Consider the following 21558-nt stretch of genomic DNA (forward strand, 5'->3'; position numbering starts at 1 on the left):
AGACAATGCCGAGGGCTCGCCGTTAACAGGCGTTTGGGGGAAAGAGGCTACCAGGAACCGCCCGGCCCCGCCTTCTTAACGTTATCCTCAGGCGTGTCTTGAAGAGGAGGGCAGGGACACTCTATGTAGGGATAAGACATTTTTCTTTGATTCCCGGCGCCGGCCGGCGAGACGTTGACAAAGGACGCACATGAGAAACCCAGTCGATACCGCTATGGCCCTCGTGCCGATGGTCGTGGAACAGACCAACCGCGGTGAACGCTCCTACGACATCTATTCCCGCCTGTTGAAGGAACGCATCATCTTCCTGACGGGCGCCGTCGAAGACCACATGGCGACGCTCGTCTGCGCCCAGCTTCTCTTCCTCGAGGCCGAAAACCCGAAGAAGGAAATCGCCCTCTACATCAATTCGCCCGGTGGCGTCGTCACCGCAGGCATGGCGATTTACGATACGATGCAGTTCATCAAGCCCGCGGTTTCGACGCTCTGCATCGGCCAGGCCGCGTCCATGGGCTCGCTGCTGCTGGCCGCCGGCCACAAGGACATGCGCTTCGCCACGCCGAATTCCCGCATCATGGTGCATCAGCCCTCGGGCGGCTTCCAGGGCCAGGCTTCGGACATCGAGCGCCACGCCCGCGACATCCTCAAGATGAAGCGCCGCCTGAACGAGGTCTATGTCAAGCACACCGGCCGCACCTATGAAGAAGTTGAAAAGACGCTCGATCGTGACCATTTCATGGATGCGGACGAAGCCCAGGGCTGGGGCGTCATCGACAAGGTTCTGACGTCGCGCCTCGAAATGGAAGGCGAACAGGCCTAGTAATTAATTGGGATGGTGTTTTTGTCGCCACAGTTCTATCCCATTTGTGATTGAACAAGGGCTTTCATCCGGCGACGAAGACGCTAATAGTAACTATTAATGCTATGTTGAATTTTTATGACATAGCATTCGGCATTCGAAGGGGAATTCGTTGCCGCCGGAACCCGGACATGATTGGTTGGGACCGGTTCGTACCCCCTGAAGCCCTTCTCGGCAAAGGCTCCGGAAACGGAGTGCCGCCAGGAGCTGATAGAGTGGACCGCGATTTCGCCTTGAAAAGCGGCGTGCTGGAAGGAAAATGATATGAGCAAGGTCAGCGGCAGCAACGGCGGCGACTCCAAGAACACTCTCTATTGTTCGTTCTGCGGAAAGAGCCAGCACGAAGTCCGGAAACTGATTGCCGGACCGACCGTCTTCATCTGCGATGAATGCGTCGAATTGTGCATGGACATCATCCGCGAGGAGAACAAGTCCTCGATGGTCAAGTCCCGCGACGGCGTTCCGACGCCCCAGGACATCATCAAGGTCCTCGACGAATATGTCATCGGCCAGCGGCAGGCGAAGAAGATCCTGTCGGTCGCCGTGCACAACCACTACAAGCGCCTGGCGCACGCCTCCAAGAACGGCGAAGTCGAGCTGGCGAAGTCGAACATCATGCTCGTCGGCCCGACGGGCTGCGGCAAGACCTATCTTGCCCAGACGCTGGCCCGGATCATCGACGTTCCCTTCACCATGGCCGATGCGACGACGCTGACCGAGGCCGGTTATGTCGGCGAGGACGTCGAAAACATCATCCTGAAGCTCCTGCAGTCTGCCGACTACAACGTCGAGCGTGCGCAGCGCGGCATCGTCTACATCGACGAAGTCGACAAGATTTCGCGCAAGTCCGACAACCCGTCGATCACCCGCGACGTCTCGGGCGAGGGCGTGCAGCAGGCGCTGCTGAAGATCATGGAAGGCACGGTCGCTTCCGTACCGCCGCAGGGCGGCCGCAAGCACCCGCAGCAGGAATTCCTGCAGGTCGACACGACGAACATCCTGTTCATCTGCGGCGGCGCCTTCGCCGGCCTCGACAAGATCATCTCCGCCCGTGGCGAGAAGACCTCGATCGGCTTCGGCGCCACCGTCAAGGCCCAGGACGACCGCCGCGTCGGCGAAGTCCTGCGCGAACTGGAGCCGGAAGACCTGGTCAAGTTTGGCCTCATCCCCGAGTTCATCGGCCGTCTGCCGGTTCTGGCGACGCTCGAGGATCTCGATGAAGATGCGCTGATCCAGATCCTGTCCGAGCCGAAGAACGCGCTGATCAAGCAGTATCAGCGCCTGTTCGAGATGGAAGACGTGGAACTGACCTTCCACGAGGATGCCCTGCGCGAAATCGCCCGCAAGGCGATCGTGCGCAAGACCGGCGCCCGCGGCCTTCGCTCGATCATGGAGAAGATCCTGCTCGACACGATGTTCGAACTGCCGACGCTGGAAGGCGTGCGCGAGGTCGTCATCTCGGAGGAAGTGGTGCGCGGTTCGGCCCGTCCGCTTTACATCTATGCCGATCGTCAGGAAGAAAAGGCCAACGCTTCGGCGTGATCTTGCTGCTTTCCTATGATTATTTTGGGGGCTTGCCATCGGCAGGCCCCTTTCTATTTGAAAAACCATGCGAGGCGCTGTTAGTATTTTGCCGGTGGGAACCGGAATTGCCTTTGCCGATGTTGCGCAAAGGGGAGTGCTTGGCAATGATGCCGTGATTCCGTAAGCCTATTGTTGGCGTTTGTATTTTAGCCGGGTCGGAAGTGGTAAGCGCCGGTCCAGCCACGCGCTTCATAGTGTTGGCGTTCCGTTGTAACAAAGCCGTCACATCCGGGGAACGCGGGCGTTAGCGTGGCTTGAAAAGCGTAGTCAGAACCTCCACTTGTAGCAACAAGTGAGAGTGCCGGCCGGTCCCAAGCGGCCGTGCAGAGAGCCCGGTAACGGGACGATGGAAAGGACATAAAATGACGAAGAAAACGTCTGTAGCGAGCAGCACTGCCTACCCTGTTCTGCCCCTGCGCGACATCGTGGTTTTCCCGCATATGATCGTGCCGCTGTTCGTCGGACGGGAAAAGTCGATCCGTGCGCTCGAAGAGGTCATGGGTTCCGACAAGCAGATCATGCTGGTGACGCAGATCAACGCCAGTGACGACGATCCGGATCCGTCCGCGATCCACAATGTCGGCACCGTGGCGAACGTGTTGCAGCTCCTGAAGCTGCCCGACGGCACCGTCAAGGTTCTGGTCGAAGGCCGCGCCCGCGCCGAGATCGACACCTATACCAGCCGCGAGGATTTCTATGAGGCGCTCGGCCATGTGCTCGAGGAGCCGCATGACGATCCGGTCGAACTGGAAGCCTTGTCGCGTTCGGTCGTCTCCGAATTCGAAAGCTATGTGAAGCTCAACAAGAAGATTTCGCCCGAAGTGGTCGGCGCCGCCAGCCAGATCGACGACTATTCCAAGCTCGCCGATACGGTCGCCTCGCATCTGTCGATCAAGATCACCGAGAAGCAGGAGATGCTGGAGACGACCAGCGTCAAACAGCGCCTCGAAAAAGCTCTCGGCTTCATGGAAGGCGAGATCTCGGTCCTGCAGGTCGAAAAGCGTATCCGCTCGCGCGTCAAGCGCCAGATGGAGAAGACCCAGCGCGAATATTATCTTAACGAGCAGATGAAGGCGATCCAGAAGGAACTCGGCGACGGCGAGGAAGGCCGCGACGAGATGAGCGAGCTGGAAGAGCGCATCTCCAAGACCAAGCTGTCCAAGGAAGCCCGTGAAAAGGCCGATGCGGAACTGAAGAAGCTGCGCCAGATGAGCCCGATGTCGGCGGAAGCCACCGTCGTGCGCAATTATCTGGACTGGCTGCTCGGCATTCCGTGGGGCAAGAAGTCGAAGATCAAGGCCGATCTCAACAATGCCGAGAAGATCCTCGAAGCCGATCACTTCGGTCTCGACAAGGTCAAGGAGCGCATCGTCGAATATCTGGCCGTGCAGGCCCGCGCCACCAAGATCAAGGGCCCGATCCTGTGCCTCGTCGGCCCTCCGGGCGTCGGCAAGACCTCGCTCGCCCAGTCGATCGCCAAGGCGACCGGCCGTGAGTATGTCCGCATGGCACTCGGCGGCGTTCGCGACGAAGCCGAAATCCGCGGTCACCGCCGCACCTATATCGGCTCGATGCCCGGCAAGGTCATTCAGTCGATGAAGAAGGCGAAGAAGTCCAACCCGCTCTTCCTGCTCGACGAGATCGACAAGATGGGCATGGACTTCCGCGGTGATCCGTCCTCGGCTCTGCTCGAAGTGCTCGATCCGGCGCAGAACTCGACCTTTATGGACCACTACCTGGAAGTCGAATACGACCTGTCGGACGTGATGTTCATCACGACGGCGAATACGCTGAACATTCCAGCACCCCTGATGGACCGCATGGAAATCATCCGTATCGCCGGCTACACCGAGGATGAAAAGCGCGAGATCGCCAAGCGGCACCTGCTGCCGAAGGCCATCAAGGAACATGCGTTGCAGCCGGAGGAATTCTCGGTCAGCGACGACGCCCTGATGGCGATCAGCCAGCAGTACACCCGCGAAGCCGGTGTCCGCAGCTTCGAACGCGAATTGATGAAGCTCGCCCGCAAGGCGGTCACCGAGATCATCAAGGGCAAGACGAAGTCCGTTCACGTGACGGCCGCCAACATCTCCGACTATCTGGGCGTCCCGCGCTTCCGCCATGGCGAAGCCGAGGGCGAGGATCAGGTCGGCGTCGTGACCGGTCTTGCCTGGACGGAGGTCGGCGGCGAGCTGCTGACCATCGAAGGTGTGATGATGCCGGGCAAGGGCCGCATGACGGTCACCGGCAATCTGAAGGACGTCATGAAGGAATCGATCTCGGCAGCGGCCTCCTATGTCCGCTCGCGCGCCGTCGATTTCGGCATCGAGCCGCCGCGCTTCGACAAGAGCGACATCCACGTGCACGTGCCGGAAGGCGCGACACCGAAGGACGGCCCCTCGGCCGGCGTCGCCATGGCAACCGCGATCGTCTCGATCATGACCGGTATCCCGGTGAGCAGGCATGTGGCCATGACCGGTGAAATCACCCTTCGCGGCCGTGTGCTGCCGATCGGCGGTCTCAAGGAAAAGCTGCTCGCAGCGCTTCGCGGCGGCATCAAGAAGGTGCTGATTCCGGAGGAAAACGCCAAGGACCTGGCGGAGATTCCGGATAATGTGAAGAACAACATGGAGATCATCCCGGTATCCCGCATGGGCGAGGTGATCAAGCATGCGCTGATCCGGCGGCCGGAGCCGATCGAATGGGACGGCACGGTGGAAACGCCCGTCATCGCAACGGTCGAAGGCCTCGATGAGACGGGCGCAACCATAGCGCATTGAGTGGCCTGTGCCACATTTATGCCCCATTGGGACAAAACACGCAAAAAGGCTGGCGGAAACGCCAGCCTTTTTTGTGAAAACGTCATGTAGACGCTTGCTTTTCCTTGATTTGCAGGGCTTTTGGGTTTCCGGCGGGCCTGATGAAACCTATTCTGCGCCTAGCTTACATTTGAGTCGTTTCATACCATTTAGAAAGGGGTGGAAACATGAACAAGAATGAACTCGTGTCCGCAGTAGCCGAAAAGGCAGGACTGACGAAGTCTGACGCGGCTTCCGCTGTTGACGCGGTTTTCGACGTTGTCCAGGCTGAACTCAAGAACAAGGGCGACATCCGCCTCGCGGGTTTCGGCAGCTTCACCGTTTCTCATCGCGCTGCAACGAAGGGCCGTAACCCGTCCACGGGCGCTGAAGTCGACATTCCGGCTCGCAACGTGCCGAAATTCACGCCCGGCAAGGGCCTGAAGGACGCCGTCAACGGCTGATCTGAGATTATCCGCCAACCGGAAACGAGACCGGTTGTGCAGGATTTGAGAGGGGTTCGGCTTGCCGGACCCCTTTTGCTTTGCCGGACCTTTTTGCTTTGGTTGATCTTGCCGCCGCGCGGGCTTTGATCTACGACATTTCTGTTCTCAGGGCGGGGTGAAACTCCCCACCGGCGGTAAGGGTTTACAGCGCCGCGCGTCTTTTCAGACGCGCAAAGGACGCTGTAGCATTTTAAGTTGCTGCATAATTTTTCCCTTAAATCGGTTCCGATTTAAGGAAATTATCCAGTAGGCTCAAGCCCGCGAGCGCCTTCTCTCATGTCGAAGCGGGGGAGGGGTCAGCAGATCCGGTGCGATTCCGGAGCCGACGGTTAAAGTCCGGATGGAAGAGAATGAGTGTCGGCTGTGCGAAGGGCAGGGGTCTGCCCCGTGTCGCTTGGTCGTGGCTCATGCGTCCTGATTTATGTTGGTCCCTGGTTTCGGATGAGAGACATGAATCAGACTTCCCTAGCCGCAGAGCCGTCTCGCGCCGTTGTCGGCGCCCTCTGGATGGTCCTTGCCGGCATTGCTTTTTCGCTTCTCAACGTCGTCACCCAATGGCTGACGATGAAGCTTGCCTTCCCCTCGGCCCCGGCCGCCTTCTGGCAATATGGCTTCGCTTTCCTGTTCTCGCTGCCCTTCCTTCGCAGGCTCGGCCTTGCGGCGATGCGCACGCGCTATCCCTGGCGTCACCTGGCGCGCGTCGCACTTGCCGCGCTCGGCGTCGAGGCCTGGATCGCCGGCCTTGCTTCGGTGCCGATCTGGCAGGCGATCGCATTGGTGATGACCTCACCCTTCTTCATCATTCTGGGCGCCCGGCTTTTCCTTGGCGAGCGCGTCGGCCCGGCCCGCTGGGCGGCGACCGCGGCCGGTTTCACCGGAGCGATGATCATTCTGCAGCCCTGGTCGGACGGTTTTGGCTGGGCGGCTCTCCTGCCCGTGCTCTCGGCGCTATTATGGGGCGCCTCGTCGCTGATCACCAAGAGCCTGACGGGCATCGAACGACCGGAGACGATCACCGTCTGGCTGCTCGTGCTGCTGACGCCGATCAATGGCGGGCTGGCGCTCGCGGCAGGCTTTGCCGTGCCGACCGGGGCGACCCTTGCCCTGTTCCTGCTGGCGGGGCTTTTGACCGCGGCAGCCCAGTATTTCCTCACTCTTGCCTATGCCGCAGCCGATGCCGCCTATGTCCAGCCTTTCGACGATCTGAAGCTGCCGTTGAACGTGCTGGCCGGTTGGCTGTTCTTCGGTTATGCGCCGGCGGGTTATCTCTGGTTGGGAGCGGCTCTGATCCTCTCCGCGTCGCTTTTCATCATGCGAAACGAGATGCGCAGGGAGCGCAAACCCGCCTGAGGTGATCCGGCGAAAAATGCCGCCTCTGTCATGCCTCTGTCATGCCGCTCCCGCAGAAAACTCATGTTTCGAATATTCGACACATGGGGGATTTCATGACCATTTCATCGCGCAAGGCAGCGCTTGCTGCCGTGCTTCTCGCATCCGTCGCCTTTCCGGCCGCGGCCGAACCAGTTTTCAACCGCATCGCTTCCTTCCCGGTCGCCCAGAACCTGCCTGATGACAAGGACAAGCTGTCGGTCAGCTCCGCCGAAATCATCACTGCGACCGACGACGGCAACACGCTGATCTATAGCGACAGCCCGCTCGGCGCGATCGGCTTCATCGACATCACCGACGCCAAGGCTCCGAAAGCCGGCGGCGCTGTCATGATGGACGGTGAGCCGACCTCGGTCACCTCGAGCGCCGGCAAGGCGCTCGTCGCCGTCAACACCTCCGAAAGCAAGGCAAAGCCCTCGGGGCGTCTCGCGATCGTCGATGTCGCGACCAGGAAGATCGAGAGCACTTGCGATCTCGGCGGCCAGCCGGATTCGATCGCCCTCAACAAGGACAAGACGCTCGGCGCCATCGCCATCGAAAACGAGCGTGACGAAGAGGTCAATGACGGCAAGATCCCGCAGATGCCGGCCGGCGACCTCGTCGTCTTCCAGGTCAGGAACGGCACCGTCGATTGCGGCACCATCAAGCATGTGGCGCTGACCGGCCTTGCCGGCGTCGCCCCGGAGGATCCGGAGCCGGAATTCGTCGCCTTCAACGGGTTGAACGAGATTGCGCTGACGCTGCAGGAAAACAACGAGATTGTCATCATCGACGCCAATACGGCCGCGGTGAAGACGCATTTCTCCGCCGGCAGCGTCGATCTGACCGGCATCGACACCAAGCGTGACGGCGCCCTGAAATTTTCAGGCGAATCCAAGGGCGTGCTGCGCGAGCCCGACGCCGTGAAGTGGCTCGACGACAACCGCCTCCTCGTCGCCAATGAAGGCGACTACCAGGGCGGCTCGCGTGGTTTCACCATCTTCGACAAGACGGGCAAGCTTCTCTACGAATCGGGCGCATCCTTCGAACGCGCTGTCGCCCATATCGGCCACTATCCGGAAAGCCGGTCGGGATCGAAGGGCGTCGAGCCCGAAGGTCTCGAAGCCGCCAAATTCGGCGACGAGCAATATTTCTTCCTGCTCGCCGAACGCGCCTCGGTCGTCGGCGTCTATAAGGATACCGGCGCCGATCCCGAACTCGTCCAGTTGCTGCCGTCCGGCATTTCGCCGGAAGGCGCGATCGCCATTCCTGCGCGCAATCTGCTTGCGACCGCCAACGAACTCGACCTCGGCAAGGACGGCGGTGCGCGCTCGCATGTGATGATCTATGAGCGCTCGGAAGGCGAAAAGGCCTATCCGCAGATCGTCTCCGCCGACAAGGACGGCAATCCGATCGGCTTTGCAGCTCTTTCGGGTCTTGCTGCCGTTCCGGGCAAGCCGGGCATGCTCTATGCCGTCAGCGACAGCGTTCTCGGCTCGCAGCCGACGATCTACACGATCGATGCCAGCAAGAAGCCGGCCGTCATCACCGAGGCCCTTGTCGTCAGGCGTGACGGCGCTCCGGCCCAGAAGCTCGACATCGAAGGCATCGCGGCTGCCGCCGACGGCTCCTTCTGGCTCGCCTCGGAAGGCTACAGTGAACGTCTCGTTCCGCACGCCCTCTATAACGTCAATGCCAAGGGCGACATCAAGGCCGAGATCGCCCTGCCGAAGGAGCTTGCCGCCAACGAAATCCGCTACGGCTTCGAAGGCGTGACCATTGTCGGCACCGGTGACGATACGACACTCTGGATGGCGGTGCAGCGCGAGTGGGGTGACGACGAGAAGGGCTTCGTCAAGCTCGTCTCCTACAATCCGAAGAGGAAGGAATGGGGCGCCGTGCGCTATCCGCTCGACAAGACGGAAACCGGCTGGGTCGGCCTGTCGGAAATCTCGGCCCAGGGCGACAGCGTCTACATCATCGAGCGCGACAACCTGGTCGGCGATGCCGCCAGGCTGAAGAAGCTCTACAAGGTCGCGATATCGGAGCTGAAGCCCGCCAAGCTTGGCGGTGCACTGCCGGTCGTCAAGAAGACCGAAGCACACGACTTCCTCGGTGAACTCAAGACCGCGACCAACGGCTATGTGCTCGACAAGCTCGAAGGCTTCACCTTCGACGCCTCGGGCAAACCCTACGCGGTCACCGACAATGACGGCGTCAGCGACTCCTCCGGCGAGACACTGTTCTTCCCGGTCGAGCTGAATGCGACAAACTGAAACCTGCCCCTCGCCCTAGCCCTCTCCCCGTAAAACGGGGAGAGGGGACGTGCCCTGCGAGAGGTATACGGGGAACGGAGGCGTTGCGGCATGGTCCCTTCACCCCGCGAGCGTGGAGAAGGTGGCGGAAGCCGGATGAGGGGCCATCTGGCCTCCCCAGCCAAGAATCAGCACTCCAACCCTACCAGCGCTGATGCACATGCGGCGCGATCAGCTGCTCGTAGATCTCGCGGGTTGCGGCCATGATGTCGGCCGAAAGCGGGGCAAGGTCGGCGGCGGCGGCGTTGGCTCTGGCTTGCTCGGCATTGCGGGCGCCGGGGATGACGACGGTGACGGCTTCAGCCATCAGGATCCAGCGGAGCGCGAAGGCGGCCATCGTGGCGCCTGCGGGCACCAGCTTGCGCACCTCTTCCACCGCCTGCAGGCCGACCTCGAAGGGCACGCCGGCGAAGGTCTCGCCGACATCGAAGGCCTCGCCGTGACGATTGAAATTACGGTGGTCGTCGCTGGCAAAGTGCGTGTCTCGGGTGATCTTGCCGGAGAGGAGACCGCTTGCGAGCGGCACGCGGGCGATGATCGCCACGTTCTTGCGGCGCGCCTCTTGGAAGAACAGGTGGTCGGGGCGCTGGCGGAAGATGTTGTAGATGATCTGGATGCTGACGACGCCGGGATATTCGATCGCCTTCAACCCGTCCTCGACCTTTTCGACGCTGACGCCGTAACCCTTGATCTTGCCGGCCTTCTGCAGCGCGTCCAGGCTCTCGAAGACCTCCGGTTGGTAAAGCACCTCGCGCGGCGGGCAGTGCAGTTGCACGAGGTCGAGGCTGTCGACCACGAGGTTCTTGAGGCTGCGATCGATGAAGCCTTCGAGATTGGCCGTGGTGTAGCCTTCGGCGACATGCGGGTTGAGGCGGCGGCCGGCCTTGGTGGCGACCATCGGGCGGGCGCCGCCGCGCGTCTTCAGCACGTCGGCGATGATTTTTTCCGAGCGGCCGTCGCCGTAGACATCAGCCGTATCGATGAATGTCATGCCGGCATCGAGTGCGGCATTCAGGGCGGCGCGTCCGTCCGCCTCGCTGATATCGCCCCAGGAGCCGCCGATCTGCCAGGCGCCGAAGCCGACATTGGTGACGGTGAAGGGCATGCGGCCAAAAGCATGGTGTTTCATGAAAAATCCTCCCTACTGCATGTCGCCTGAAACTGTGTAGGGATAACGACATGCATAAAAACAAAGAGCCAAGGCGCGTCGCATGAAGCAAGCGCGATGCGATGCGCTTTGGTGATGAAAGACATTGGAATTATCAGTCGGGCGACTTTGCGGCAATTGTCGATCCGGCTTTGATTGGCCGCCTCGATGAAATATCGTTCCGCCACAAGGCTTCAACCGCAATGAATGGAAAAGGAAAGATCATGGAGATCAAACCCGCCGGCTCTCGCCCCTCGACGAAGCCACCGGCCGACTATTTCACCGGCGCTGTCCGCCAGGATCCGCTGATGGAAGCGCCGGCGCCGGCCCGGGCGAGGGCGGTCTCCGTCACCTTCGAACCCGGCGCCCGCACGGCCTGGCATACGCATCCGCTCGGCCAGACACTGATCGTCACATCAGGCAAGGGCCTCGCCCAGAGCTGGGGCGGGGACATCCGCGAAATCCGCCCCGGCGATACCGTCTGGTTCGCACCTGATGAAAAACATTGGCACGGTGCTGCCCCGGATACGGCGATGACGCATATCGCCGTGCACGAGGCGCTGGATGGCAGCCATGTCGACTGGATGGAGAAGGTCAGCGACGAGCAATATTCCGGCAAAGTGTGAGCGGATCAGAGCCGCTTCAGGCAATAGGAAAAATGCGCGTGCGATTCGACCGTCAGGAACTCGAATTGCCAGCCGTAATCCTTGCAGAACTTGGTGACCGCCTCGACGACGCCATAGACGATCGGCTTCACCGTATTGCCGGTGCAGAAATCATGCCCGGCAATGCGCCCCGTCCGCTTCACCTTCTTGTCGCAGAGCAGCAGTTCCTGCCAGGTGAGGTCGAAGGAATGGTCGGTATCGATATAGGCCCAGTCGAGGAAATCGTCCTCGAATTCGGCAAGCTTCTCCAGCGATGTGCCTTGCATCAGGTGCAGCCGGCCGGCCGCGATCTCGCCCGCGAAGTTCGTGTGGATCGCGTCTAACCCGGAGCTGTAACGATCCATCGACCAGGGATCGATGAGGTAGAGCTGCGCCGGACGGTTCTTTTCCAGGATCTCTGCCGTATATTCGCCGAAGGCTGCGCCCACTTCGACGCCGATGCCGCCGTTCGGGATGCGATAGAGCAATTCGCCGCGGTCCGGCAGCAGCCGGGCGTTTTCCATGTGATGGGCGCTGAGCGGCGTGCGCGGCATGCTCGCCCGGAGCGCCTGCCTTTCTTCACGTGTCTTCATCTCTGATCTCGGGATTGCGGGCGACTGACGGCCCTGATGCGGTTTGACGGGAAGGTAGGAGCGACTGGTGCCGATGACAACCGCATGACGGGAATTTGCTTCTTTTCGACAAACCGCTAAGTTCCATCTGTGAACTGACGAAAAAGCCTCGGGAGGAGCGATTTCATGAGACGCATGTGGCCTGAAGAATTCAACGCCATCATCAGCGGAGCTGAGGAGGTGATGTTGGAAACACCAGCCGAGGCCGGCGAAGCGCCGCTGCAGCGCAAGGCTCTGAAGGCGCGAATCACCATGCAGGATTATGAGCGGATCTGGCCGCTCGCCGAGATGCGCTTCCGGCTTGGCGAAAGGGATGGCAAGGCCATCACGCTGATCACCACCAATCCCCATTACCATGCCTGGCACCCGAAGGACGGCGGCAGCGTCGATTCCGTGTCGGACAGCGGCCGCCATTACAAGACGGACTATCTCGTCGTGCACTTCCTGCTCGACGATGTGAAGGAAACGTCTCCCGCCTGAGGCTGAGGCCCGGTGCGGCCGGAAGCCGCACCGGCGTCCTGTGGAAGCCAAGTTGATCCCGACGCTGATGACAACGGCGGCGATATCGCTAACTTGGGCGAACCATATCCTTACGAATTGGAGGTTCCCGTGACAGGCAACGTGCTGGATATCCCGGTCAAGACTGTGGATGGTCGCGAGACCACGCTCAACGAATACAAGGGCAGGGTGCTCCTGGTCGTCAATGTCGCCTCGAAATGCGGGCTCACGCCGCAATATGAGGGGCTGGAAAAGCTCTATGGCGAAAAGCGCGAGCGCGGCTTCGTCATCGCCGCTTTCCCCGCCAACGACTTCAAGGGCCAGGAACCCGGCACCGACGCCGAGATCCTCGACTTCTGCACCAGCGCCTATGACGTCACCTTCCCGATCTTCTCGAAGATCTCGGTCAAGGGCGAGGCGCAGCATCCGCTTTACCGGCAACTGACCAAATCGGGTGTCGCGACGACCGGCGACGGACCGATGCGCGAGCGCCTGAAATCCCACGGCATGACAGGCGGCGACGAGGACGACATCCTCTGGAACTTCGAAAAATTCCTGATCGGCCGCGACGGCAGAGTCGCCGCCCGTTTCGCGCCTGACGTGACCGCAGATGATTCGCGGCTGGTTTCGGCGGTGGATAAGGAATTGGCGAAGAGATGAAGGCCCTCGGGCGACACCAGTGGCGTCTGGACTGCGATGAGTGCTCGGCCGGTGTTCAGATCCCAAGCACGGTCACAAGCGGGGGCGTAAAGTCCTTGTAGCCCAGTCTCGGCCAGTCACACCTTCTGTCGAATCGCGTTTTTGGTTCGTGGCGCTGGCATTTCGGATTCGTCTTGAAGGCGTATCCGGGCAGGCTGACATAGATGGCACTTGGCGTACAAAGGGCAATAGCGATGCACAGCGTCAAGGCGGAGCACAGGGCCTTCATGGCACACCTCCAGGCGTCGTAAGCCTTTAAGCGCGGAAACTTTCCGGGCGGCAAATATTCCCACTTTTGCCGAGCCCCATCCATTCGCCCAATAGGAGGTGGCGCGGCGGCCGGGAGTAGTCCGTTTTGGTGGAGTGCTGTCGCGATGGCGCGCATCTGAAGCTGCCGGGCGTAACGCCTTATTGCGCCGGAACGTCTCGCCGAATGCCGCCTCGAGAATGTAGACCCGCCCACAATTCGGATCATGCGGCGAGCCGGGCATCGGCCAGCCGATTGCACCGGGCACGGAGAATCGTGACAACCGACAGGCGGCGTATGGGCTTTGCGACGATCCACCGGAAGACGATTCGCAGCTGGTTTCGGCGGTGGATCAACAACTGGCGAAGCGTAACGATGAGTGCCCGCCAAACGGAAGGCGTACCCATCACCCCAATCACGCAATCACTTCTGCGTCAGAGAAAATGAGAAGGCGCATCGGGCGCCGCTCATAAATGAAACGCGGTTCTGGAAAAACGAAAACCTATATTCATCGCCACTTTGACCGCTGTCTCTAAAAGATGCGGGGAATCGGCTGATTTTGCTGAAGACGCCGCGCTGGCTGGCTTTCATGATTTCCAGGCTGCAGGCTGAATTGTCGGCATCGACCGAAAAAACAATCGGCAGATCCGACTGCATTCTCAGGAGATATGTTCTGGCTTCGCGGCCCGGAGTTTCTCCCGAGGTCGTCATCGTCTGGTCCCCGGCAGACAGGAACACCTCTTGCGCGGGCTCCTTGGCAATGCACGGCGGCACAGCCACGCCGGCGAGAAGCAGCGCAGAGATGATGGCAACGATTTTCATGAGGTGTCTCCTGACGAAACACCTTGCGCAGATCGTGACCGGATTAGCGAGCTAATTCGAAAGCCCGAATCGGATGGACAAGCAGCGGGAAAGTTTGGAAATGGTGGGCGATGAGAGACTCGAACTCCCGACATCCTCGGTGTAAACGAGGCGCTCTACCAACTGAGCTAATCGCCCATCGCAAACGAAGCCGGATCGGCCTGCCGCGTTGGTGGCCGTGATCTATGCGGAACGCGGCAAAACCGCAAGAGTGTTTGTGAAGATTTTTTGATTTTTTTGGTGGTGCTCCCGTGTCTTGCCCCGTGTCTTGCCCCGTGTCTGGCAATGCCGCTTAGGTTCGGCTCGGCTGTGGAAAAGTGAGAGGAGGGTGACGCGCATCTCCGTTTCGAAGGCGCTGCGTCTGCGCTTGAGCATCGCTGCGGAACACGGAAGTGCCGGCTTTTGTTCATCTGGCACCCAACCCGTCGAAACATTTCACAGACTGTCATGGTTTTGTCTCCAAACCTGCTTGACACTAAAAGACGAACCCCGTAGTTAGCCGCTCATCGAAACGGGCAGCCGTTTTGGTGAGGGTGCGAAGGCATCCGGACTGCTTGAAATGAATTGCGGGTGTAGCTCAGTTGGTTAGAGTGCCGGCCTGTCACGCCGGAGGTCGCGGGTTCGAGCCCCGTCACTCGCGCCATTTCAAGTCTTTGTAAAACGCAAATGCGATTTGTCGTTTGTCCGGTTTTCTTCATCCTCGCGGCCGCCAATGGCCGATCATATGCGCGGGTGTAGCTCAGTCGGTTAGAGTGCCGGCCTGTCACGCCGGAGGTCGCGGGTTCGAGCCCCGTCACTCGCGCCATTTTCTTCCGAAAGCCATGCAGTTTCCAATGGTCAGACATGCAGCTTCAGGCGGCTTGCGTGGATTTGTCGCGACATCGTTGCATCTGCTTGATAATGTCCGCGCGCGACGCGTCGAATTGCCTCTGTAAATCTCTTGCGCCGGGGCGTCGGCTGCGCTAACCACGGCTTGTTGCAACGCACGTTCGCTTGCCGGGCATTTGCCCAAATGCGCGCCTGGCGCCTCCGGCAAGCAGGGATGAACATGATGACTGAACTGCTCAGTTCTTATATTCCGATCGCTATCTTCATCGCTATCGCGCTCGTTATCGGCCTGGCGCTGCTCATTGCGCCGTTCGCCGTGGCTTTCAAAGCGCCTGATTCGGAAAAGCTCTCGGCTTACGAATGCGGCTTCAACGCGTTCGACGACGCCCGCATGAAGTTCGACATCCGCTTCTACCTCGTGTCGATCCTCTTCATCATCTTCGACCTCGAAGTCGCCTTCCTCTTCCCCTGGGCCGTTTCCTTCGGCGCCATCGGCTGGTTCGGCTTCTGGTCCATGATGGTCTTCCTTCTCGTGCTGACCATCGGCTTTATCTATGAATGGAAGAAGGGAGCCCTGGAATGGGAGTAGCCCCTGTGAGCAATCAGCCCCTCGTCGCCCAGCAGCCGAAGGGGATCATCGATCCCTCGACCGGCAAGCCGATCGGCAGCAACGACGCCTTCTTCGGCGAGATCAACAATGAGCTCGCCGACAAGGGTTTCCTTGTCACCTCGACCGACGAGCTGATCAACTGGGCCCGCACCGGCTCGCTGATGTGGATGACCTTCGGTCTGGCCTGCTGCGCCGTCGAAATGATGCAGCTGTCGATGCCGCGCTACGACGTCGAGCGCTTCGGCTTTGCGCCACGCGCCTCGCCGCGCCAGTCCGACGTGATGATCGTCGCCGGCACGCTGACCAACAAGATGGCGCCGGCGCTGCGCAAGGTCTATGACCAGATGCCCGAGCCGCGCTACGTCATCTCGATGGGCTCCTGCGCCAATGGCGGCGGCTATTATCACTATTCCTATTCGGTGGTGCGCGGTTGCGACCGCATCGTGCCGATCGACATCTACGTGCCGGGCTGTCCCCCCACGGCGGAGGCGCTGCTTTACGGCGTGCTTCTGCTGCAGAAGAAGATCCGGCGTACCGGCACGATCGAACGCTAAGGGTTAAGGACAAGGCAATATGAGTGAAGCCCTGACTGAGCTTGCGTCCTACCTTGGTGAAGCGCGCGGCAACCTGGTCGCCGCATCGCAGACGAAGTATGGCGAGCTGACGGTGACGACGACGGGTGAAAACCTGGTCGCGCTGCTGACCTTTTTGCGCGACGACGCCAAATGCGGTTTCGTCAACCTGATCGATATTTGCGGCGTCGACTGGCCGCAGCGCGAGCTGCGTTTCGATGTCGTCTATCATCTGCTGTCGCCGAAGAAGAACCTGCGCATCCGCGTCAAGGTCGCGACCGACGAAGATACGCCAGTTCCCTCGGCCTGCGCCGTCTATCCCGGCGCCGACTGGTTCGAGCGCGAGACCTGGGATATGTACGGCGTGCTCTTCACCGGTCACCCGGACCTGCGCCGCATCCTGACCGACTACGGTTTCGAAGGCCACCCGCTGCGCAAGGACTTCCCGACGACAGGTTTCGTCGAGGTCCGTTACGACGACGCCGCGAAACGCGTCGTGTACGAGCCGGTCGAGTTGAAGCAGGAATTCCGCAACTTCGACTTCATGTCGCCATGGGAAGGCACCGACTATGTGCTGCCCGGTGATGAAAAAGCGAAGCAATAAATTAAAGGCGGCTGGCGGCTTTCGCCGCCACTCATCGGTTATCTGAGAACGCGAGCCATCGCCATGACAGAACATAACGTCCGCAACTTCAACATCAACTTCGGACCGCAGCATCCGGCGGCGCATGGCGTTCTTCGTCTTGTCCTGGAGCTTGACGGCGAAATTGTGGAGCGGGTTGATCCGCATATCGGCCTGTTGCATCGCGGCACCGAGAAGCTGATCGAGACCAAGACCTATCTTCAGGCCGTGCCCTATTTCGATCGCCTCGACTATGTCGCGCCGATGAACCAGGAGCATGCCTATGCGCTGGCCGTCGAAAAGCTGCTCGGCATCGAGATTCCGATCCGCGGCCAGCTGATCCGCGTGCTCTATTCGGAAATCGGCCGCATCCTCTCGCATCTTCTGAACGTCACCACGCAGGCCATGGACGTCGGGGCGCTGACGCCGCCGCTCTGGGGCTTCGAAGAGCGTGAAAAGCTGATGGTGTTTTACGAGCGCGCCAGCGGTTCGCGCATGCACGCTGCTTATGTCCGCCCGGGCGGCGTCCATCAGGACCTGCCGGAACAGCTCGTGCAGGATATCGGCGACTGGTGCGACCCCTTCCTGAAGGCGCTCGACGACATCGACGACCTGCTCACCGGCAACCGCATCTTCAAGCAGCGCAACGTCGATATCGGCGTCGTCTCGCTGGAAGACTGCTGGGCCTGGGGCTTTTCCGGCGTCATGGTGCGCGGTTCGGGCGCTGCCTGGGATCTGCGCCGCGCCCAGCCTTATGAATGTTATTCCGATCTCGAATTCGACATTCCGATCGGCAAGAACGGCGACAACTACGACCGCTACCTGATCCGCATGATCGAGATGCGCGAATCGGTCCGCATCATGAAGCAATGCGTCAATCGCCTGCTGTCCGATGCCAAGACCGGCCCCTTCTCGTCGATCGACGGCAAGGTCGTACCGCCGAAGCGCGGCGAGATGAAGCGCTCGATGGAAGCGCTGATCCACCACTTCAAGCTCTATACCGAAGGCTACCACGTGCCGGCCGGCGAAGTGTACGCCGCCGTCGAGGCGCCGAAGGGCGAGTTCGGCGTCTATCTCGTCTCCGACGGCTCCAACAAGCCTTATCGCTGCAAGATCCGCGCGCCGGGTTATGCCCATCTGCAGGCGATGGACTTCATGTGCCGCGGCCATCAGCTTGCCGACGTCGCGGCCGTGCTCGGCTCGCTCGACATCGTCTTCGGCGAGGTGGACCGCTGATGCAGCTTCTGCCGCTGGCCGTCGCACTCCTTCTTTCGGCATCCGGAGTTTCGGCTCAGGAGGCCGATAGCCTCGGCACGCCGCTGGGCCATAAGGAAGAGACGCCGCCGGCGCAGCAATCGTCCATGGGCGAGCTTTTGTCCAAGGGCTATCAGATCAAGGCTGCCGTTCCGAACGGCGGCAAATTCGTAGTGTTTATGCAGAAAGACCAGTCGGCCTATGCCTGCGAAATGCAGTCTTTGACCGCTTCGCGGTGTGGAACCCTAAACTGACAAGGCGTGAGGAAGAATGTCCGTTCGTCGATTAGCCGAAGATCAATTTCAGCCTGCCGCATTCGCCTTCAGCGATGAGAATGCGGTCTGGGCGGACAAGACGATCCAGAAATACCCCGCCGGCCGCCAGCAATCGGCGGTCATTCCGCTATTGATGCGGGCGCAGGAGCAGGACGGTTGGGTCACGCGCGCGGCGATCGAAAAGATCGCCGACATGCTCGACATGGCCTATATCAGAGTGCTCGAGGTCGCGACCTTCTATACGCAGTTCCAGCTGCATCCTGTCGGCACGCGCGCCCATGTCCAGGTCTGCGGCACGACGCCCTGCATGCTGCGCGGCTCGGAAGCGCTGATGTCGGTCTGCAAGAGCAAGATCCATGCCCATGCCTTCGAGCGCAATGCCGAAGGCACGCTGTCCTGGGAAGAGGTCGAATGTCTCGGGGCCTGCGTCAACGCGCCGATGGTGATGATCGGCAAGGACACCTATGAGGACCTGACGCCAGAGCGTCTCGAAGAGATCATCGACGTCTTTGCCGCCGGCAATGGCGCCAGCATCAAGCCCGGCACCCAGATCGACCGGATATTTTCAGCGCCCGAAGGCGGCCCGACCTCGCTGACGACGGAAGAGCCGAAGGCCAGGACGCGCGCCAAGAAGGCCGATGCCGAAACCGTGTCGGCCCCGGTCGACGCCGCGCCGGTTCCGCCTTCCGAGGCCGCCCGCCCGAAGAGCACCGATGCCGAGACCAATGCAGCGCTGAAGACGCCGGCAACCGCACCGAAGGCGGCGGCGAAGAACGCCAAGGCCGCCGAAGAGCAGCCGATATCGGGCACGGCGGCTGCCGAACCGGCGCCGAAAGCTACCGTCAAGGCCGAAGCCGCCCCGTCGGCCAAGCCTTCCCTGACCGACAAGAACCGTCCGTCCGGCATCGAAAAGCCCGCAGCCCCGGATGATCTGAAGATGATCTCGGGCGTCGGTCCGAAGATCGAGGCGACGCTGAACGAAATCGGCATCTTCACCTTCGCGCAGGTCGCGGGCTGGAAGAAGGCCGAACGCGAATGGGTCGACGGCTACCTGAACTTCCGCGGCCGCATCGAGCGCGATGACTGGGTCAAGCAGGCCAAGGCGCTCGCCAAGGGCGGGGAAGCGGAATATATCAAGGTCTTCGGCAAGAAGCCGCGGTAAGAGGTGAAGCATGTTACAAGATAAAGACCGCATCTTTACCAACATCTACGGCCTCAAGGACAAGTCCCTGAAGGGCGCGATGAGCCGCGGCCACTGGGACGGCACCAAGCAGATCCTCGAAAAGGGCCGTGACTGGATCATCAACGAGATGAAGGCATCCGGCCTTCGCGGTCGCGGCGGCGCTGGCTTCCCCACGGGTCTCAAATGGTCCTTCATGCCGAAGGAAAGCGACGGACGCCCGCATTACCTCGTCGTCAACGCCGACGAATCCGAGCCCGGTACCTGCAAGGACCGCGACATCATGCGCCACGATCCGCATACGCTGATCGAAGGCTGCGTCATCGCGAGCTTCGCCATGGGCGCCAATGCGGCCTACATCTATGTGCGCGGCGAATATATAAGAGAGCGCGAGGCGCTGCAGGCGGCGATCGACGAATGCTATGATTACGGCCTGCTCGGCAAGAACAACAAGCTCGGCTGGGACATGGACATCTTCGTCCATCATGGCGCCGGCGCCTATATCTGCGGCGAGGAAACCGCGCTGCTCGAAAGCCTCGAAGGCAAGAAGGGCCAGCCGCGCCTGAAGCCGCCATTCCCGGCCAATATGGGCCTCTACGGCTGCCCGACGACTGTCAACAACGTCGAATCGATCGCTGTTGCACCGACGATCCTGCGCCGCGGCGCCGGCTGGTTCTCCGCCATCGGCCGCCCGAACAATGTCGGCACCAAGCTGTTCATGCTCTCCGGCCACGTCAACAAGCCGTGCACGGTCGAAGAGGAAATGGGCATCACCTTCCGCGAGCTGGTCGATCGCCACGCCGGCGGCATCCGCGGCGGCTGGGACAATCTGCTCGCCGTCATTCCGGGCGGCGCATCCTGCCCGATCGTTCCGGCCAAGGACATCATCGACTGCCCGATGGATTTCGACGGCTTGCGCGGCGTCGGCTCCTCCTTCGGCACGGCGGCGGCGATCGTCATGGACAAGTCCACCGACGTCATAAAGGCGATCGCCCGCATCTCCGCCTTCTTCAAGCACGAGAGCTGCGGTCAGTGCACGCCGTGCCGCGAAGGCACGGGCTGGATGTGGCGGGTGATGGAACGCATGGCCAAGGGCAATGCCCAGAAGCGCGAAATCGACATGCTGTTCCAGGTGACCAAGCAGATCGAAGGCCACACCATCTGTGCGCTGGGCGACGCAGCCGCATGGCCGGTGCAGGGTCTGATCCGTAACTTCCGTCCCGAGATCGAAAAGCGCATCGACCAGTATACGGCGAGCGCGCTCGATCACGGCGCGGTTCTGGAGGCGGCTGAATAATCATGGCGGACAATGCATCCAAGGCTGGGAAGAAGGAAGAAGTCGCCGATTTCGCGGCCGGTTTCGGCCGCCTTGCCGCCGAGATGCTTGAAAATGCACAGGCGATGCCGGTGCATCCGCTGATGGCGCATCCGGCTGCAGCCTTTGCCGCGGCAACGGCGATCGGCTTCGGTTTCTCGACGCAGATGGCCGGCGCCTTCTTCGGCGCCTGGCAGAGCGCCCTGGAAACCACGAGCAAAGTCGCTGCCGCTCTCGATGACACGCCGCCGGACGAGCCGGCGCCCGATGTCGAAATCCGGCCGGAGAATATTCGCCCTGCCGTCAAGGCTTTCACCAAGCCGGCGGCCGGGAAGAAGGCAGGGCCGACACTGACTGTCGTCAGGCCGGTCAGCGAACCGATCCCGGCCAGCCAGACGAAGCCGGTCACTGAAGCGAAGCCGGTCACTGAAGCGAAGTCTGTCGGCCAAATGAAGTCGGTTAGCGATACGAAGCCGGGCCAGCTGAAGCCGGCCGTGAAGGCAAGACCGGCTGCGCGGGCTGTCAAGGCCGACGATCTCAAGCTGATCGCCGGCATCGGCCCGAAGCTGGAGCAGGTGCTGAACGCCAAGGGTATTCGCAGCTTCGCCGAGATTGCCGCCTGGACCGACGCGGAAATCGCCCGGCTCGACGCCGAACTCGGCTTCAACGGCCGCATCGGCCGTGACGACTGGACCGGTCAGGCAAAAGTTCTGGCAGGGCGAGGCCGCAGGAAGAAATGAACTG

General features: G+C 61.0%; 21 protein-coding genes, 3 tRNA genes and 1 riboswitch. Of the genes, 19 read left to right on the forward strand and 5 right to left on the reverse strand.

All coding sequences use genetic code 11. The features are described from left to right. Window positions 1–190 precede the first annotated feature (190 nt). The 6 genes from clpP (at window position 191) to FHX10_RS14485 (ending at window position 9391) form a co-directional block, all read left to right on the forward strand. On the forward strand, window positions 191–820 hold the full coding sequence (clpP, locus tag FHX10_RS14460; protein ID WP_003573944.1) for an ATP-dependent Clp endopeptidase proteolytic subunit ClpP: 630 nt from the start codon (window positions 191–193) through the stop codon (window positions 818–820). A 303-nt stretch (window positions 821–1123) separates the two neighbouring features. Continuing rightward, window positions 1124–2401 (forward strand): ATP-dependent Clp protease ATP-binding subunit ClpX, encoded by a 1278-nt coding sequence (clpX, locus tag FHX10_RS14465; RefSeq protein WP_003573940.1) that lies wholly within the window; start codon window positions 1124–1126, stop codon window positions 2399–2401. Window positions 2402–2805: 404 nt separating this feature from the next. Next, the gene (gene lon / locus FHX10_RS14470; protein WP_047616487.1) at window positions 2806–5223 is read left to right on the forward strand and encodes an endopeptidase La; all 2418 of its coding nucleotides are present in this window, start codon (window positions 2806–2808) and stop codon (window positions 5221–5223) included. Window positions 5224–5429: 206 nt separating this feature from the next. Continuing rightward, window positions 5430–5705: a DNA-binding protein HupB gene (hupB, locus tag FHX10_RS14475; protein ID WP_003558438.1), complete on the forward strand. Its 276-nt coding sequence runs from the start codon at window positions 5430–5432 to the stop codon at window positions 5703–5705. 139 nt (window positions 5706–5844) lie between these two features. After that, window positions 5845–6103: riboswitch (FMN riboswitch) on the forward strand. Window positions 6104–6197: 94 nt separating this feature from the next. Then, window positions 6198–7097 carry a DMT family transporter gene (locus tag FHX10_RS14480; protein ID WP_127430626.1) on the forward strand — a complete coding sequence of 300 codons (900 nt, stop codon included), beginning with the start codon at window positions 6198–6200 and terminating at the stop codon, window positions 7095–7097. Between the two features lie 95 nt (window positions 7098–7192). Further along, window positions 7193–9391: an esterase-like activity of phytase family protein gene (locus FHX10_RS14485; protein WP_246781229.1), complete on the forward strand. Its 2199-nt coding sequence runs from the start codon at window positions 7193–7195 to the stop codon at window positions 9389–9391. 181 nt (window positions 9392–9572) lie between these two features. Here FHX10_RS14485 and FHX10_RS14490 read toward each other — a convergent pair whose 3' ends face one another. Continuing rightward, complete coding sequence (locus FHX10_RS14490) at window positions 9573–10559, reverse strand: aldo/keto reductase (RefSeq protein ID WP_184389539.1); 987 nt, start codon at window positions 10557–10559, stop codon at window positions 9573–9575. Between the two features lie 242 nt (window positions 10560–10801). Here FHX10_RS14490 and FHX10_RS14495 point away from each other — a divergent pair, with 242 nt between their 5' ends. After that, window positions 10802–11203 (forward strand): cupin domain-containing protein, encoded by a 402-nt coding sequence (locus FHX10_RS14495; protein ID WP_245294555.1) that lies wholly within the window; start codon window positions 10802–10804, stop codon window positions 11201–11203. 5 nt (window positions 11204–11208) lie between these two features. On the opposite strand, the gene FHX10_RS14500 is transcribed toward FHX10_RS14495, so the two are convergent. After that, window positions 11209–11814, reverse strand: coding sequence for a class I SAM-dependent methyltransferase (locus tag FHX10_RS14500; RefSeq protein ID WP_183908242.1), 606 nt, complete (start codon window positions 11812–11814; stop codon window positions 11209–11211). Window positions 11815–11979: 165 nt separating this feature from the next. Here FHX10_RS14500 and FHX10_RS14505 point away from each other — a divergent pair, with 165 nt between their 5' ends. Together FHX10_RS14505 and FHX10_RS14510 are read left to right on the forward strand one after the other, a co-directional pair. Continuing rightward, window positions 11980–12333 (forward strand): hypothetical protein, encoded by a 354-nt coding sequence (locus FHX10_RS14505; protein ID WP_018241586.1) that lies wholly within the window; start codon window positions 11980–11982, stop codon window positions 12331–12333. A gap of 129 nt (window positions 12334–12462) precedes the next feature. Beyond that, window positions 12463–13011, forward strand: a complete 549-nt coding sequence (locus FHX10_RS14510) for a glutathione peroxidase (protein ID WP_047616651.1) — start codon at window positions 12463–12465, stop codon at window positions 13009–13011. Between the two features lie 55 nt (window positions 13012–13066). On the opposite strand, the gene FHX10_RS35585 is transcribed toward FHX10_RS14510, so the two are convergent. From FHX10_RS35585 to FHX10_RS14520, 3 genes are all read right to left on the reverse strand, one after another. Next, the gene (locus FHX10_RS35585; RefSeq protein ID WP_048338652.1) at window positions 13067–13279 is read right to left on the reverse strand and encodes a hypothetical protein; all 213 of its coding nucleotides are present in this window, start codon (window positions 13277–13279) and stop codon (window positions 13067–13069) included. A gap of 441 nt (window positions 13280–13720) precedes the next feature. Further along, window positions 13721–14119 (reverse strand): hypothetical protein, encoded by a 399-nt coding sequence (locus FHX10_RS14515; protein ID WP_047616501.1) that lies wholly within the window; start codon window positions 14117–14119, stop codon window positions 13721–13723. Between the two features lie 101 nt (window positions 14120–14220). Next, a tRNA-Val gene (locus tag FHX10_RS14520) sits at window positions 14221–14296 on the reverse strand. 428 nt (window positions 14297–14724) lie between these two features. Between FHX10_RS14520 and FHX10_RS14525 the strand changes: the two genes are divergently transcribed. The 10 genes from FHX10_RS14525 to FHX10_RS14570 all read left to right on the forward strand — a co-directional run bounded on the left by FHX10_RS14525 (window position 14725) and on the right by FHX10_RS14570 (window position 21554). Further along, a tRNA-Asp gene (locus FHX10_RS14525) sits at window positions 14725–14801 on the forward strand. A gap of 85 nt (window positions 14802–14886) precedes the next feature. Then, window positions 14887–14963: transfer RNA gene (locus FHX10_RS14530), tRNA-Asp, on the forward strand. Between the two features lie 246 nt (window positions 14964–15209). Then, window positions 15210–15575: an NADH-quinone oxidoreductase subunit A gene (locus tag FHX10_RS14535; protein ID WP_010055493.1), complete on the forward strand. Its 366-nt coding sequence runs from the start codon at window positions 15210–15212 to the stop codon at window positions 15573–15575. Further along, window positions 15566–16150: a NuoB/complex I 20 kDa subunit family protein gene (locus FHX10_RS14540; RefSeq protein ID WP_003578567.1), complete on the forward strand. Its 585-nt coding sequence runs from the start codon at window positions 15566–15568 to the stop codon at window positions 16148–16150. Before FHX10_RS14535 ends, FHX10_RS14540 begins: the two co-directional genes overlap by 10 nt. Window positions 16151–16169: 19 nt before the next feature. Then, window positions 16170–16772, forward strand: coding sequence for an NADH-quinone oxidoreductase subunit C (locus FHX10_RS14545; RefSeq protein WP_047616504.1), 603 nt, complete (start codon window positions 16170–16172; stop codon window positions 16770–16772). Window positions 16773–16835: 63 nt separating this feature from the next. Then, window positions 16836–18026, forward strand: a complete 1191-nt coding sequence (locus tag FHX10_RS14550; RefSeq protein ID WP_047616506.1) for an NADH-quinone oxidoreductase subunit D — start codon at window positions 16836–16838, stop codon at window positions 18024–18026. After that, window positions 18026–18298 (forward strand): hypothetical protein, encoded by a 273-nt coding sequence (locus FHX10_RS14555; RefSeq protein WP_047616508.1) that lies wholly within the window; start codon window positions 18026–18028, stop codon window positions 18296–18298. Before FHX10_RS14550 ends, FHX10_RS14555 begins: the two co-directional genes overlap by 1 nt. A gap of 16 nt (window positions 18299–18314) precedes the next feature. Further along, complete coding sequence (locus FHX10_RS14560; RefSeq protein ID WP_047616510.1) at window positions 18315–19481, forward strand: NADH-quinone oxidoreductase subunit E; 1167 nt, start codon at window positions 18315–18317, stop codon at window positions 19479–19481. A gap of 10 nt (window positions 19482–19491) precedes the next feature. Beyond that, window positions 19492–20796: an NADH-quinone oxidoreductase subunit NuoF gene (nuoF, locus tag FHX10_RS14565; protein ID WP_003547378.1), complete on the forward strand. Its 1305-nt coding sequence runs from the start codon at window positions 19492–19494 to the stop codon at window positions 20794–20796. Window positions 20797–20798: 2 nt separating this feature from the next. After that, complete coding sequence (locus FHX10_RS14570; protein WP_184389541.1) at window positions 20799–21554, forward strand: 5' DNA nuclease; 756 nt, start codon at window positions 20799–20801, stop codon at window positions 21552–21554. Window positions 21555–21558: the final 4 nt, after the last annotated feature.

Source organism: Rhizobium sp. BK591 (genome assembly GCF_014195045.1).
Lineage (GTDB): Bacteria > Pseudomonadota > Alphaproteobacteria > Rhizobiales > Rhizobiaceae > Rhizobium > Rhizobium anhuiense.